Annotated in this window: 15 protein-coding genes; 8 read left to right on the top strand and 7 right to left on the bottom strand. The window is 70.5% G+C overall.

Annotated elements, in window-relative coordinates:
• Both BC793_RS25740 and BC793_RS25735 read left to right on the top strand, forming a co-directional pair.
• Entirely contained in the window at window positions 1-378 is a 378-nt protein-coding gene (locus BC793_RS25740) for a nuclear transport factor 2 family protein (RefSeq protein WP_109596584.1), read from the top strand.
• Entirely contained in the window at window positions 375-836 is a 462-nt protein-coding gene (locus tag BC793_RS25735; protein ID WP_109596582.1) for a VOC family protein, read from the top strand. Before BC793_RS25740 ends, BC793_RS25735 begins: the two co-directional genes overlap by 4 nt.
• Here BC793_RS25735 and BC793_RS25730 read toward each other — a convergent pair.
• Entirely contained in the window at window positions 833-3,097 is a 2,265-nt protein-coding gene (locus BC793_RS25730; RefSeq protein WP_158319362.1) for a putative bifunctional diguanylate cyclase/phosphodiesterase, read from the bottom strand. The two genes, BC793_RS25735 and BC793_RS25730, sit on opposite strands and share 4 nt — an antisense overlap.
• Window positions 3,098-3,223: 126 nt before the next feature.
• Here BC793_RS25730 and BC793_RS25725 point away from each other — a divergent pair, with 126 nt between their 5' ends.
• The gene (locus BC793_RS25725) at window positions 3,224-3,733 is read left to right on the top strand and encodes a peptidase M23 (RefSeq protein WP_109596578.1); all 510 of its coding nucleotides are present in this window, start codon (window positions 3,224-3,226) and stop codon (window positions 3,731-3,733) included.
• Between the two features lie 33 nt (window positions 3,734-3,766).
• On the top strand, window positions 3,767-4,753 hold the full coding sequence (locus BC793_RS25720) for a phosphatidylinositol-specific phospholipase C (protein ID WP_109596576.1): 987 nt from the start codon (window positions 3,767-3,769) through the stop codon (window positions 4,751-4,753).
• Here BC793_RS25720 and BC793_RS25715 read toward each other — a convergent pair.
• Together BC793_RS25715 and BC793_RS25710 are read right to left on the bottom strand one after the other, a co-directional pair.
• Window positions 4,744-5,214, bottom strand: coding sequence for a roadblock/LC7 domain-containing protein (locus BC793_RS25715; protein WP_109596574.1), 471 nt, complete (start codon window positions 5,212-5,214; stop codon window positions 4,744-4,746). The two genes, BC793_RS25720 and BC793_RS25715, sit on opposite strands and share 10 nt — an antisense overlap.
• On the bottom strand, window positions 5,211-5,585 hold the full coding sequence (locus BC793_RS25710; RefSeq protein ID WP_109596572.1) for a hypothetical protein: 375 nt from the start codon (window positions 5,583-5,585) through the stop codon (window positions 5,211-5,213). The genes BC793_RS25715 and BC793_RS25710 overlap by 4 nt, the downstream gene beginning before the upstream one ends.
• Window positions 5,586-5,874: 289 nt before the next feature.
• Here BC793_RS25710 and BC793_RS25705 point away from each other — a divergent pair, with 289 nt between their 5' ends.
• The gene (locus BC793_RS25705; protein ID WP_203896133.1) at window positions 5,875-6,372 is read left to right on the top strand and encodes a GAF domain-containing protein; all 498 of its coding nucleotides are present in this window, start codon (window positions 5,875-5,877) and stop codon (window positions 6,370-6,372) included.
• 46 nt (window positions 6,373-6,418) lie between these two features.
• On the opposite strand, the gene BC793_RS25700 is transcribed toward BC793_RS25705, so the two are convergent.
• Window positions 6,419-8,014: a lysyl oxidase family protein gene (locus tag BC793_RS25700; protein ID WP_109596941.1), complete on the bottom strand. Its 1,596-nt coding sequence runs from the start codon at window positions 8,012-8,014 to the stop codon at window positions 6,419-6,421.
• Between the two features lie 241 nt (window positions 8,015-8,255).
• On the opposite strand from BC793_RS25700, the gene BC793_RS25695 reads away from it, so the two are divergent.
• Complete coding sequence (locus BC793_RS25695; RefSeq protein WP_109596568.1) at window positions 8,256-8,636, top strand: DUF2750 domain-containing protein; 381 nt, start codon at window positions 8,256-8,258, stop codon at window positions 8,634-8,636.
• Between the two features lie 263 nt (window positions 8,637-8,899).
• Here BC793_RS25695 and BC793_RS25690 read toward each other — a convergent pair whose 3' ends face one another.
• Both BC793_RS25690 and BC793_RS25685 read right to left on the bottom strand, forming a co-directional pair.
• Entirely contained in the window at window positions 8,900-9,514 is a 615-nt protein-coding gene (locus BC793_RS25690) for a hypothetical protein (protein ID WP_109596566.1), read from the bottom strand.
• A 43-nt stretch (window positions 9,515-9,557) separates the two neighbouring features.
• Complete coding sequence (locus BC793_RS25685; RefSeq protein WP_109596564.1) at window positions 9,558-10,784, bottom strand: L,D-transpeptidase; 1,227 nt, start codon at window positions 10,782-10,784, stop codon at window positions 9,558-9,560.
• 319 nt (window positions 10,785-11,103) lie between these two features.
• Between BC793_RS25685 and BC793_RS25680 the strand changes: the two genes are divergently transcribed.
• On the top strand, window positions 11,104-11,574 hold the full coding sequence (locus tag BC793_RS25680) for a GNAT family N-acetyltransferase (RefSeq protein ID WP_109596562.1): 471 nt from the start codon (window positions 11,104-11,106) through the stop codon (window positions 11,572-11,574).
• A gap of 83 nt (window positions 11,575-11,657) precedes the next feature.
• The gene (locus BC793_RS25675) at window positions 11,658-12,431 is read left to right on the top strand and encodes a hypothetical protein (RefSeq protein ID WP_239169915.1); all 774 of its coding nucleotides are present in this window, start codon (window positions 11,658-11,660) and stop codon (window positions 12,429-12,431) included.
• A 3-nt stretch (window positions 12,432-12,434) separates the two neighbouring features.
• Here the strand turns inward: BC793_RS25675 and BC793_RS25670 are convergent, their stop codons facing one another.
• A complete protein-coding gene (locus tag BC793_RS25670) occupies window positions 12,435-12,914 on the bottom strand; it encodes an Lrp/AsnC family transcriptional regulator (protein WP_109596937.1) in 480 nt (159 codons plus the stop codon).
• Between the last annotated feature and the right edge of the window lie 4 nt (window positions 12,915-12,918).

The following is a 12,918-nucleotide window of genomic DNA, read 5'->3' as shown; positions in this document are numbered from 1 at the left end:
ATGGACACCAGGCAGGTCATCGACCGCTACTACGAACTCGCCAACGCCGGACAGTGGGACGACTGGTGCGACCTGTTCGCCACCGACACCCGCATGGACGAGCAGCTCGCCGGGCACGTCGAGGGCCGGGAGACCCTGCGGGCGATGATGAAGGGCTTCCCGCAGACGTACGCCAGCTTCGCGAACCTCCCCCGGCACGTCGTCGTGTCGGACACCCACGCGGCGGTCGTCTCGCACATCTCCGGCCGGACCCGGCACGGTGACACGGTCGAGGCGGACGTATGCAACTACTTCGAGGTCAGCGACGGGCACATCACGTACATGGCCAACTTCCACGACACCGTACCGTTCGGGCCGGTCCGGAGCGGGAGCCGATGACCGCCCCGGCGGCGGTGCGCTGGGCGCACGTCGGCCTCAACTGCCGGGACCAGCGGGAGACCGAACGCTTCTACCGCGACGTGTTCGGTTTCCGGCGGTCCCGGGTGGTCACCGCCGGCGGCGCCGAGGTGGTGTTCCTGCGGCAGGGCGACGTGCACCTGGAACTGTTCGACGCCGCTAGCCGGGAGCCGGAGACCTTCGACGGGGACGGGCCGCAGCACCCGGGCACGATCCGGCACCTGGCCTTCCAGGTCGACGACCTGGACGGTTTCCTGGCCCGCGCCGCCGGCGGACTGGACGTCTCGCTGGGGCCGCTGGCCTTCGACGAGTTCATCCCGGGCTGGCGCACCGTGTGGGTGAGGGACCCGGACGGGGTGATCGTCGAGATCAGCCAGGGCTACACCGACCAGGAGCCGCCCGGCGGGCCGGCCACCGGCGCGGACGACCCGGGAGTCTAGGCGGCGACCCGCTGCGCGCTGTGCGCCGGACGGTACGCGGCGATCGCCTCCGCGGCCATCGGCCGGGCGTAGTGGTAGCCCTGCGCGTAGCGGTAACCGAGCCGGTGCAGCTCAGCGGCCTGTTCAGCGGTCTCCACACCCTCGGCGACGGCACGCAGCCGCATGCCGTCGCAGATCGTGAGCAGCGCCGCCACGATGACGGCCGGCTCACCGCCCTCGGTGACGTCGTCGACGAACGACTTGTCGACCTTGAGGATGTCGGCCGGGCAGGTGCGCAGCAGGCCGAGCGACGAGTGGCCGGTGCCGAAGTCGTCGAGGGCGATCTTCACACCCAGCGCGGCGATGGCCTTCAGCTCGTCGAGCGCCGTGCCGCCGTCGAACACCGCGGTCTCGGTCACCTCGACGGTCAGCACATGCGCCGGCAACCCGGTCCGCCGCAGCACCGCGTCCACCTCACCGGCGAACCCCGCCTCGCGAAGCTGCCGGGCCGACACGTTCACGGTGACGGTCCGTGGCGCGGCGTCACCCAGCTCGTGCTGCCAGCGCGCCGCCTGCCGGCACGCCTCCTCGAGGATCCAGGCACCGAGCGGCACGATCAGCCCGGTACGTTCGGCGGCCGGGATGAACAGGCCGGGGCCGATCGGGCCGCGCTCCGGATGCATCCAGCGGACCAGCGCCTCCACGCCGAAGAGTTCACCGCCGGGCAGCATCACGATCGGCTGGTACAGCAGGTGCAACTGGTCGGTGTCGAGCGCGCTGCGCAGATCGGCGGCCACCCGCGACTGCTCGGCGGTCCGGTGGTCCATCCGCTCGTCATAGACCACCTGCCGGCCCTTGCCCTGGCTCTTCGCCTCGTACATCGCGACGTCGGCACGGCGCAGCAGCTCGTCGGCGGTGTCACCGGGGTGGGCCGGGGCCAGTCCGATGCTCGCCTCGACGACCAGCTCGTGCCCGTCGGCGCGCACCGGCCGGCGCAGGTCGGCGGCGATCGCGGCGACCATGGCCGTGTGGTCGCCGCGCAGCAGGAGCGCGTACTCGTCGCCGCCGAGCCGGGCCACCAGACAGCCGGCCGGCAGCCGCGCGGTGACGCGTTCCCCGACGGCGGCGAGCAGGGCGTCGCCCACCGGGTGGCCCAGGTCGTCGTTGATCTCCTTGAAGTCGTCCAGGTCGAGCAGCGCGACGGTCACGTCCGGTGAGCCGTCGGCGAGGGCCCCGGTGATCTCCGCGACCAGGACGTTGCGATTGGCGAGACCGGTGAGGCTGTCGTGACCGGCCTGGTGGGCTAGCTCCCGCTGGCGGGCGTCCAGGTCGTCGAGCAGCCGGACGTTGTCCCGTAGCGCGATCACCTGCCGCGCCGCGACGAGCAGCGTGACGACGAACGAGCCGGCCGCGACCGCCAGCAGCTCCCCGGTGCCGGACGCCGCGCCGGTCAGCAGCAGCGCGCCGGTGGCCAGGACCGCGGTGTACGGCATCACGCTCGGCCGCCGGGACAGTGGCCGGGGCGCCGGGACGCCGGCCCGGGAGGCCCGCATCTGGCGGTCGGCGGCCAGGCAGACCAGCATGCACGTGGTGGGCAGCAGGACGTGCCCGGTGTTCAGGTACGGCCGTTCGGCGAGCAACGGCGCCATCGCGCCACCACCGGCCCCCACCGCGCCGGTCAGCGCGAGGATGTACAGGGCACGGCGGTCGATCGGGCCGGTGCCGGTGAAGGAGACCTTGACGAAGGCCAGCATGCCGATGACCGCCGCGGTGGCGATGACCACGACCGAGGCGGCACCGGCGGCGCTGCCTCCGGTCCAGCTCTCCCAGCGAGGGAGTATCAGGTACCAGCTGAAGGTGGTCACGGTGACGACCATGGTGGCGACGTCCAGGCCGAACCGGGTCCATTCGATCCGGGAGCGCTGCGCCCCGGGGATGCGCAGCAGGCCGAACAGCATCAGCATCAGGGCGGTGACGTAGAACGTCGCGGTGACGCCCCCGATGTGCTGGCCGGGCTGCTCGCCGCTGAAGTAGTCGCGGGCGGCGGACACCGACGCCAGGCCCAGCCCCACCATGCCGATCGAAACGTACCGCCAGAACGTGCGCCCCGCCGCACCGGCCCGCCAACTGGCGAGGATCGCGATCGGCACGGCGAACATCAGCATCCCCCAGCCGACCGCCGGCGGGATGTGCCGGAACAACCCGACCCCGAACCAGGCCCACGCGACCGCGGCCACGCCGATCGACGCGACGAGTGTGCGGGTCGGCCTCCACCGCGGCACGACCGTCTCCGTGCTCTCCACAGAATCTTGATCGGCCGAACAGCCGATCCCGTGAGGATTCACATGGCCGGGATAGATCGGTACCCTTCGCCAGTCCCCCATTCCCCGGAAAGGTGCAGCTTCTCTGTGCGCGCGTTGTTCGTGACCGCCGTCGCCGTCCTCGTCGCTTTCCTGATCAGCCCGCTGGTACGCGCCGACGCCGGCTGCACTCCCCATCCCGCTCCGTCGTCCGCCGACCGGTGGACCGATGAACAGCTCGCTAACGCGCGCACCATCGTCACCATCGGCACCGAGCGGCGGGTGCCCGAACAGGGGCTGGTGATCGCGGTCGCGACCGCCCTTCAGGAGTCCCGGCTGCGTAACCTGCGCGGCGGCGACCGTGACTCGATCGGCCTGTTCCAGCAGCGCCCCAGCCAGGGCTGGGGCACGCCGAAGCAGCTGTCCGATCCGGCCTATCAGACCGGGAAGTTCTACGACAAGCTGCTCGACGTCGACGGCTGGCAGCGGATGCGGCTCACCGAGGCCGCCCAGGCCGTGCAGATCTCGGCCTTCCCGGAGGCGTACACGAAGCACACCGACGCGGCCACCGCGCTCGTCGCCGGCCTGCGCGGGGACACTGATCAAGGCTGCGACTAGCGCTTATAAAGCCCAGTCGATATCTTCTCGCGCATGAAGCGCCTTCTCGCCGCCGCGGTCGCCACCGCCACGCTGCTCCTGTTCCCCCAGCCCGCCCATGCGGCCGACACCTCGTACCGGACGTTGAGCGGCGCGCACCACCCCGACTGGATGGCCGGCGTGCCCGCCGCGACCAGCCTGGCCGCGCTCTCGATCCCGGGCACCCACGAGACCATGTCGATCCACGGCGGCGACTACACGCAGACGCAGGAGAACTTCGGCGACAGCGGTGGCACCCTGACCGCGCAGCTCAACGCCGGCATCCGGGCGATCGACATCCGGGCGCGGATCAACGACGGCAACACGTTCACCATCCACCACGGCGCCGTCTACCAGGTGGCGAACTTCGACGACGTGCTGAACAGGCTGTCCGCGTTCCTCACCGCGCACCCCGGCGAGACCGTCCTGCTCCGCTTCAAGCACGAATGCACCGGCGAGACCGGCTCGTGCAGCGACGCGACCGGGCAGCGCAGCTTCCCGGACATCTTCGACTCGTACGTCGCCGCCCGGCCCGGCCTGTTCTGGACGCCGTCGGTGACACGCTCGTCCGCCGCCGCGGTACCCACCCTCGGCGCGGTCCGCGGCAAGGTCGTCCTCGCGGTGCTGAACGGCCCGCGCGGTGGCCGCTTCGCCGACTACGGGCTCGCCCAGTTCTCCGGGTGGGCCGACGGATCGTCGACCTACGTCCAGGACCGGTACAACGTGCCGACGTTCGCCCAGATCGCCGACAAGCGCACGGCCGTGAACAACTTTCTCGCCACCACGAACACCGGCGACCCCGGCCGCATCCACGTCAACTTCACCAGCGGCTCGGGCGCGCTCGCCCCGCCCTACTGGGTCGCCGGCGGGGCGCTGTTCCAGCAGGGCGTCAACCCGTACCTGCTGGGCCGGCTCAACGCCGGCTCGTTCACCCGTACCGGGGTGATGATGCTCGACTTCCCCGGCGGCGGGCTGATCAACAAGATCATTTCCTACAACTGAGTCACGTCGAGCATCGTCGCCAGACGGGCGAGCACCGGCCGCGCCTCCAGGTGCAGCCGGGCGATGTTCACCGTGCCGTCGCCGACCACGGCCAGCAGCGCCAGGTCGCCGATCCCGTAGACCGCCAGGCACCCCTGCCGGTTGCGGATCGTCACCTCCTGGAACTCCCCCTGCGCCAGGGCACCACCGCAGGTACGGCTGATGCCGTGCGCGGCCGCCGCCATCGCGGCCACGTCGTGCGGCTCACCGGCCGACCGCGAGTCGTGCAGGATCAGCAGGCCGTCGACACCGGCGATGATGCAGCCGGTGACCCCGACGACCTGGTGCCGCAGGCCGGCCAGCTCCAGGCGCAGCGGCCGTCGCGGGTCCGTCGCGGGATCGAACCGGACGGGTCCCGCGGCCTGCGGTGCGGCGTGCCGCGGGGCCAGCCTGCTCGGCAGACCGCCATGAGGGCTGGTCATACGTCCAGTTCCGCCTCGATCTTGCGGAGCTGGTGGCGGGCGAGGCCCAGGTTCGCGCGGCTCTTGTTCAGCGCCAGGTAGAGGAAGAGCGCGTCGCCGCCGCGGCGGGCGCGGAGCAGGCGGATCAGGTGGTACTGCGAGTCGAGGGTGATCAGGATGTCCTCGATGCCGTCCTGGAGGCCGAGGAGCTCCAGTGCGCGCATCTTGGCACGGACCACGTCGGTGTTGCCGGCCGCCGCGACGGTCATGTCCATGACGCCGTCACCGCCCAGGTAGCCGAGAGTGAGGCCGCTGGTGTAATCCACCAGCGCGACGCCGATGGCGCCTTCGAGAGTCATGGCTTCTTTCAGCGCGGTCTCGATGTTCGCCACGGGTCCTCCACATTTCTCGCGCCGGATCGCGCCGGCGCCGATCGGCGGGAAGGGCCAACCCTGGCACAGGAAACTTGTTCCGGGGAACAACTGTCTCCCAACCCGGACTTAAGATCGTTTCAACGGCTCCGTTCGGTCGGCCGCGTCCGCCTCACGGTCCGAATCGGGCTCGATCATCGGTCCAGCTCGAGCGCAACGTGAACGAATAGGATGTAACGGATGCCACCGTCACTCTCCGGAGTGGCACGGCGGCAGAGATCCGCGCTCGCCCCTAAGGTTGTCCGCGGAGGTGAGTCGGCTGCATACCAAGGACGACATGCTGCGGGATGTGGTCGCCGCCCTGGGCCGGGCACGGAATCTGACGGTCGTCCAGCATCTGGTGCGCAGCAACGCGCGGGCACTGTCCGACGCGCACGGCGCCACCGTCGTCCTGCGCGACGGGGACCGCTGCTTCTACGCCGACGAGGACGCGATCAGCCCGTTGTGGAAGGGCCAGCGTTTCCCGATCACCGAGTGCATCAGCGGCTGGGCGATGCTGTCCCGCACGCCCGCCGTCATCCCGGACATCCGGGTCGACGACCGCATCCCGCAGGAGGCGTACCGGCCCACCTTCGTCCGCTCGCTGGCGATGATCCCGGTGCGGGCGGCCGACCCGCTGGGCGCGGTCGGCGTCTACTGGTCGACGGCACGCCGGGCCACCGACGAGCAGGTCGAGTTGCTGTCCACGCTGGCCGAGGCGACCGGCACGGCACTGGAGCGCCTGCTTCCGGAGACGCCACGATACTGAGCCGGTGAACGGCCGCCCCTCGCCGAAGGGCGGCCGTCGGCGAGGGTCAGCCCTCGATGCCGTGCACCGGCGGCACGGTCAGCGTCCGCGCCTCCGGGGTGCCGCCGAGGATGACCTCACGCAGCGCCGAGTTGTTCTTGGTGTTCAGCTCGGCGAGCTTGTTGTCCGGGTTGGCCAGCACCTGGATGTAGTAGGTGCCGTTCGGCAGATCGGTGATCTCGAACGACTGGCCCGGACGGCTCTGGCTGTAGGTGTCGCCGTTGCCGATGTCGAGGACCTCACGCACCGCGACGACGGTGTCCGCGCCGCACGAGGTCTCCAGCGAGGTGTTCTCCGGCCGCCACTTGGCACCGGCGATGGTGTAGTCGACCGCGTCCGTGTTGGCCAGGCAGAACGCCTCCTTGCCACTGCGCACGGCCAGCTTCTGGTCGGAGGAGAGCAGGTTGTACTGGGCGAAGTCGGTGAAGTGCCAGTGCTTGTGACCCTCCCGCGGGTCCCACTCCATGGTGCCGGCCTCCTTCGAGCCGACCTGGTTGCCCTTGGCGTCGAAGAAGTACTGGTAGGCGTCCATCAGTTCGGTGCCGGAACGCCGGAAGCCGTCGACGAGCAGGGGCGAGGTGCCCGCGTTCCAGACGGTGGCGCCGAAGTTGACGTACCACTTGCCGTCCTCTTCGGACAGCTCCATCCCCCAGGCCGGCAGCGACCGGAGGTCCGGCTTCGGGCCGGCGGCGGGCGCGGCCTTCAGCGTGGCGGGGCGCTTCGCGGGCGCCCGGAACTCGGGCAGGTAGGACGACACCTGGCGGGCCGCGTCACCCTGGCCGGCGTGCAGCGAGTGCTCGTCGGCGGGCGGCGCGAGGGTCGGGTCCTCGGCGACGTCGGCCTTCTTCGCCCGGGCCAGACCGCCCTTGCCCTCTTCGGTCATGTCGACCACGGTGACGGCGACGCTGACGGTCGCCGACTTCTCCGGGATGCCGAACATCTTCTGGTACGTCGGGTTCACCGTGGCCGTGGCGGTGTACTCGCCGGGCGCCAGGTCGAACGGGGTATCGTCGCGCTCGTCACCGGGCCGGTCGCGCACCGCCCCGTTCCAGCCGGCCTGCACACCCCAGACCGCCCCGAGCGTGAACGGGTTGGAACCGCCACAGCTGGTCGGGTAGGGGCTGGTCGCCGGGGCGTCCGGCCGGGTGCGCGCCGAACCCCAGGTGTTGCCGCAGAACGCCGTCGTGTACTCGGTGACCGGCTTGCCAGCCCCGTCCACGATGGTGATCTTCGTGAAGTCCTTGAGACCGTTGAAGTCGGACACCGTGCCGGCCGGCAGGGTGACCTTCTTCTTCTTGCCGTTCTGGACGACCACCTGTTCGGCGACGATCGGCTTGTCGTAGCCGGACCGCTTGGCCCAGATCTCGAAGGGGTCCTTGCCGGCGATCACGTGCAGGCCGAGGTCGAACGAGAGCCACACGTCGCCGTCGTACGAGTACCGCTCCGCGGTGACCGCCGTGGTGGCGGCCACGAACGAGAGCGCCGGCGGGGCGGCCGCGGCCTGCGCCACTCCCACTCCGGCCGCGGTGAGCGCGAGGGCGCCCGTCACGGCACCCGCGGTGAGCAGGCGCGAGCGACTGCGACGGTTCGTCGGTTCAGTCATGCTGTCCTTCCGGTCGGGCGGCCGGCGGTGATCCGGCCGCAGCCGGACCATCCAAATCGGACAGCTATGCGTTTGCTGTGAAATAGACACCCGTTGGCACGAAACGGGGAGAGAAGTACGACGCCGGCAGCGCTCCCGGAGACACGCTCCGCGGGCGGTCCGGCTCGACCACGATCGGCCTGATCCGGGTCCCACCGGGTGGCCGGCAGCGGGCCGCCGGGTGGCCGATACGATCAGCTCCATGGCATCGGATGACATCCCCCGCCGCGAGGCCGAGCAGCTGCGCGAGCTGGACGAACCGGCCCGCGTGGCCCGCACGTTCGAGGCCATCGCCGACCGCGGTGCCCTCTGGGTCTGGGGCGACGAGGGCGACATCCTCTTCACCGAGGACGGGCGCCGCCGCAACCTCCTGCCGATCTGGCCGTATGCGACGGTCGCCCGCCTGGAGAACGAGGGTGACGTCGACGGCGAGCACGCCATCCGGATCCCGGTGAAGGTCTTCCTCGCCGAGTGGCTGCCGCAGCTCGAGGAGGACGACGCCGACATCGCGATCTTCCCGGTGGAGGAGCGGAACGCGGCGGTCGTGACGCTCGCCGAGTTCCGCTCCCGCCTCAAGGTCTAGGCCTCAGGTCCCAGGTCAGCTGGGTCACCGAGTAGCCGGCAAACGAGCGGCGTGATGCACCATGGTCATATTCGCTGACGCGTTTGACGGCGCCAGAAGGGTTTGACGGCTGCCCGGGACCACTGCCACGTCGCCGCGACGACGATCCAGCCCTGCCCCAGCACGGCCTCCCAGCGCGCGTCCGGGGTGCGCGGCAGAAGACTCAGAGCGAAGACCAGCGGGAGTACGACCACCGCGTACCAGGCCAGGCCGGGCCTGCGCCATCACACGCCGACGAACATCGGCACCGCCGCGCACGAGAACATGAACTCGAACGTCGACCACCCGACCGCGTTGCCCGGCGCGTAGTCGTCGATGCCGACGCCCACCGGGATCTGCGATGAGGCGAGCACCACGATCGTCGCCACCAGCACCTTCACCTGGAGGATCCGCCGTCGGCCGATCGCGCTCATCAGGGCACGTCCCTTGCCGGTCCGGCCCACCCGGCGCCGGAACAGCTCGTCGCCGGCAGCGACGGTGCCCAGAAGGATCTGCGCGTAGATGAAGACCACGACCGGGACCACCCAGCGGAACACGTCGTCGTACCGCGCGGCCTGCGGGGCGACCAGACCGGCGAGCATCACCGGCAGTGCGACGCCCACCGGCCAGACCGGCCACCGCAGCCGGGTGATGCCCCGCGCCACGACGATCGCGAGCAGGGCGGCCGGCGGCGCGGCCAGCACGACGCCGGCCGTCGGGTTGCTGTCGAGCAGCGCGAAACCGACCAGGGCCGCCGTGACCAGGACCCACAGCACCGCGCCGATGACGAACAGGGTGGTGGGCCAGCGGCGGCGGGCGCTCTCCATCGCGCGGTCCAGGGCGTCGAAGAGCACGTCCATCGGTCAGCGCACCGCCGCTTCGGTCATGGCACGCCCCGCCGGGTCAGTCGCCGTACTTGTCGAAGGGGACCATCCAGTCGCCGATGCCGTTCCAGACCTCGAGGTCCCGGGGGCTGTTCTTGACGTCGACGATGTCACCGAGCATGAGGTTCTCGTACATCCACTTGGCGTCGGCGGTGCTCAGGTTGATGCAGCCGTGCGACAGGTTGGCACGGCCGAGCGAGCCGTTCCACGGGGCAGCGTGCAGGAACTCGCCGGAGTAGCTGATCCGGGCGCAGTACTCGATGTCCTTCGGCGCGTAGAAGTTCGGATCGTTGGGGTCGGTGACGCCGTAGCTCGCCGAACTCATGGCATGCACGCGTTCCTTGGTGAGCACGACGTGCGGGCCGCCCGCGGTCCAGTAATTGATCTTCTGCCCGTTCGCCCCGGTGGTGTAGCCGCCCTTGCCGAGACTGCTGCGCATGGAACGAACCAGCTTGCCGTCGACGTAGACCTTCGTCATGTGCGTGCGGTTGTCGCTGATCGCGATCAGCTCACGCCCGATCTTGAAGCTGGCCGACGTGTTCCTGGCCCCGTAGACCGTCTTGCCGAGCTTGACGCCGAACGCGTTCACGGCGACCTTGATCGTCGTGCCGGAGGCCCAGTACTTCTTCGGCCGCCAGTGCACGGTCTTGTCGTCGCGCCAGTAGAACTTGCCCTCGACGGCCGGCGATGTCTCGATCTTGATCGCCTTCTCGGCCGCGGCCTTGTTCACGGCCCGGCTGAACGCGACGATCACCGGCTGGCCCACGCCGTACGTCTTGCCGTCCTTGAGGGCGGTCATCGCGTTCGCCTGAAAGGTGACCTTCGCGACGTTGGCCGGTTTCACCGTGGTGAACGTGGAGGTGTGCTCGCTGTCCACACCCTTGCTGTCGGCGGCCGTCGCGACCACCTTGTAACTCTTGCCGTAGGCCAGCTCGTCGTCGGACTTCCAGGTCCCGTCGGACTGGATCGACCCGCTGATCTTCGCCTTACCGGCGGTGACGGTGACCGACTTGAGGGTGCCCTCCTCGGCGGCCACGACGATCGGGCTCGTCGGCGACACGTCCTTGGCACCGCTCACCGGGGTCATGGCGAGCCGGACCGGCGTGGCCGGCTGCTCGGTGGCGGCCACCGGCTCGACCCAGGCCGTGTTGCCCTCGCCACCCTTGCCGGAGGTGGTGCACCCGGTGACGGTGGCGGCTGCGGCCACGCCCAGTGTGCCGATGATGACTTTACGTCGCTGAATCATGGCTCTCACAATCGAGGGGTCCCGGTCGGCGCCATCCATGGCCGTACAGATAGATGACGGGGCTGCGTCCGGAAACGTTGCCTGCCGAGTCGATCAAAACGTCGAGGGCCATCATCCTGACAGATCTGAATCTCCCGCGATATCCCGGATCTGTGCCTCGACCGCCCGGAACGGCGGCGGCGAAGGCACCGATTCGGAGCGGCCGGGGGTGATCATCACAGCGTCCCGGTGGGCGGTACGGCCACGCCCGCCACCGCCCGCCCGGATCCGGCGCGGGCAGGATGGTCGCGCCCCACACGTCGAGGAGAGGAACGCCGCCATGACCAGCACCCCGGCCGAAGTGATCACGGTTCGCCGCGCCGGCACCGAGGATCTGCCCGAGGTGGCCGCGCTGTTCTCCGGATACCTCGACTTCTACCGGCGCCCGGCCCCGGCCGAACGGGTGCTGGCGTTCCTGCGGGAGCGGCACGGGCGCGGCGAGTCGGTGGTGTTCCTGGCGCGCACCGCGGACGGCACACCGGCCGGGTTCGTCAACGTCTACCCGACCTTCTCGTCACTCTCGATGGCTCCGGTGTGGACGCTCAACGACCTGTTCGTCGCACCCGTCGCCCGGGGCGCCGGCGCGGGCCGGGCGCTGGTCCGGGCGTGCGCCGACGGAGCGCGGGCCGCGGGCGCGGTGGCCGTCCAGTTGCAGACCGCGCCGGACAACGAGGTGGCGCAGGCCCTCTACCGCTCCGAGGGTTTCCAGCCGGACACGTTCGCCGCCTACTACCTGCCGCTCACCACCTGACAGGCCGCGCGCCACGATGCGATGCCGTTCGGACATCGATGCTCTACGATTCCCGGGAGCGCTCCCAATCGTAGGAGGCAACGTTGCGCACCCTCTTCGCCGCGGTCGTCACGGCCGCGATGCTCAGTACCGCGGCCGCCAGTGTCCCGGCCGGCGCGGCGGACGCCGCCCACCGCGGGTCCTGCACTCGTGACCTGCTCTTCTGCGAGGACTTCGACAGGCAGCCACTCGGCGGCCCGGCCACGCTGGACTGGGGCGTGGACACCCGCAACGGCACTCTCACCGTGGAGCGCGCCCGCCGCGGCCGGGTGCTGCACGTGCACACCGTCGACAACGGCCGGGCCTTCCTCCGCGTCGACGACCTCGCCGTCACCGGTACGCGGCTGTACGGCCGGATGCGGTTGCGCGTCGACGCCTTCCCCATCGCTCCGGACTGGGCGCACTTCACGCTCGTCGAGGCGACCGGGACCGGCAGCACGGAGGTCGTCCGCCCGGTCGGCGGTCAGTACGCGCCGACGGTTCCCGGCATCTTCTGGGGTGTCGGTGCCGACGGCGGGCCGACCGGGGACTGGACCGACTGGCGGCAGTCGGCGCCGGTCACCGAAGACACCTGGCAGTGCTTCGAGTGGATGCTCGACACCGACGGCAACCGCGTCGCCGTCTGGATCGACGGGGTCGCGAACCCGGAGCTGACCGCCTCCACCACCCGGCACGGCGGCAACGACGTGCCGTTCGTGCTGCCGTCGGTGACCGACGTGAAGATCGGCTGGCAGCTCTACCAGGCCGGGACCACGCCGGGCACCTTCGACGTCCGGATCGACGACATCGCCCTGGCCACCCGACGGCTGGGCTGCTGACGGTCAGTCCCCCAGCACACCGGCACCGGGGCGGACCTCGAAGACCAGGTGCGTCTCGGTCTGGCGGACGACCCGGTGGCTGGTGACGTGGCGCAGCACGAAGTCGCGCAGCGCCTCGGCGTTCTCGACGGCGACGTGCAGGTAGAAGTCGTCGGCACCAGCCACGTGGAAGGCCTGCAACACCCCCGGGGTCGCGGCCAGGGCGTCGTACAGCTGGCTGACGTTGGCCATCGTGTGACTGCCCAGCCGTACCTTGATCATCGCTTGCAGGGGGTAACCGAGCAGCGCGAGGTCGAGCTGGGCGCGGGCGCCGGTGACCACCCCGGCCTCGCGCAGCGCCCGGATCCGGTAGGCGCAGGTGGACTCGGCCAGACCGAGGCGGCCGGCCAGGGCCTTGTTGGTCACGCCGGCGTCCCCGGCGAGCGCCCGCAGCAGCCGCCGGTCGACGTGGTCGAGGGTGACCGGCCGTTGCGGGTTCCGCAAAGTG

This window comes from Actinoplanes xinjiangensis, from assembly GCF_003148685.1.
GTDB classification, from domain to species: domain Bacteria; phylum Actinomycetota; class Actinomycetes; order Mycobacteriales; family Micromonosporaceae; genus Actinoplanes; species Actinoplanes xinjiangensis.
Note: the sequence above shows the minus strand (reverse complement) of the source record. Positions and strands in the feature narration are given on the sequence as shown.

Excerpts from the sequence above, each read along its gene's own strand:
- BC793_RS25740 (WP_109596584.1), top strand. The coding sequence starts at position 1 with ATGGACACCAGGCAGGTCATCGACCGCTACTACGAACTCGCCAACGCC.
- BC793_RS25735 (WP_109596582.1), top strand. The coding sequence starts at position 375 with ATGACCGCCCCGGCGGCGGTGCGCTGGGCGCACGTCGGCCTCAACTGC.
- BC793_RS25720 (WP_109596576.1), top strand. The coding sequence starts at position 3,767 with ATGAAGCGCCTTCTCGCCGCCGCGGTCGCCACCGCCACGCTGCTCCTG.
- BC793_RS25715 (WP_109596574.1), bottom strand. The coding sequence starts at position 5,214 with ATGACCAGCCCTCATGGCGGTCTGCCGAGCAGGCTGGCCCCGCGGCAC.
- BC793_RS25700 (WP_109596941.1), bottom strand. The coding sequence starts at position 8,014 with ATGACTGAACCGACGAACCGTCGCAGTCGCTCGCGCCTGCTCACCGCG.
- BC793_RS25695 (WP_109596568.1), top strand. The coding sequence starts at position 8,256 with ATGGCATCGGATGACATCCCCCGCCGCGAGGCCGAGCAGCTGCGCGAG.
- BC793_RS25690 (WP_109596566.1), bottom strand. The coding sequence starts at position 9,514 with ATGGACGTGCTCTTCGACGCCCTGGACCGCGCGATGGAGAGCGCCCGC.
- BC793_RS25685 (WP_109596564.1), bottom strand. The coding sequence starts at position 10,784 with ATGATTCAGCGACGTAAAGTCATCATCGGCACACTGGGCGTGGCCGCA.
- BC793_RS25680 (WP_109596562.1), top strand. The coding sequence starts at position 11,104 with ATGACCAGCACCCCGGCCGAAGTGATCACGGTTCGCCGCGCCGGCACC.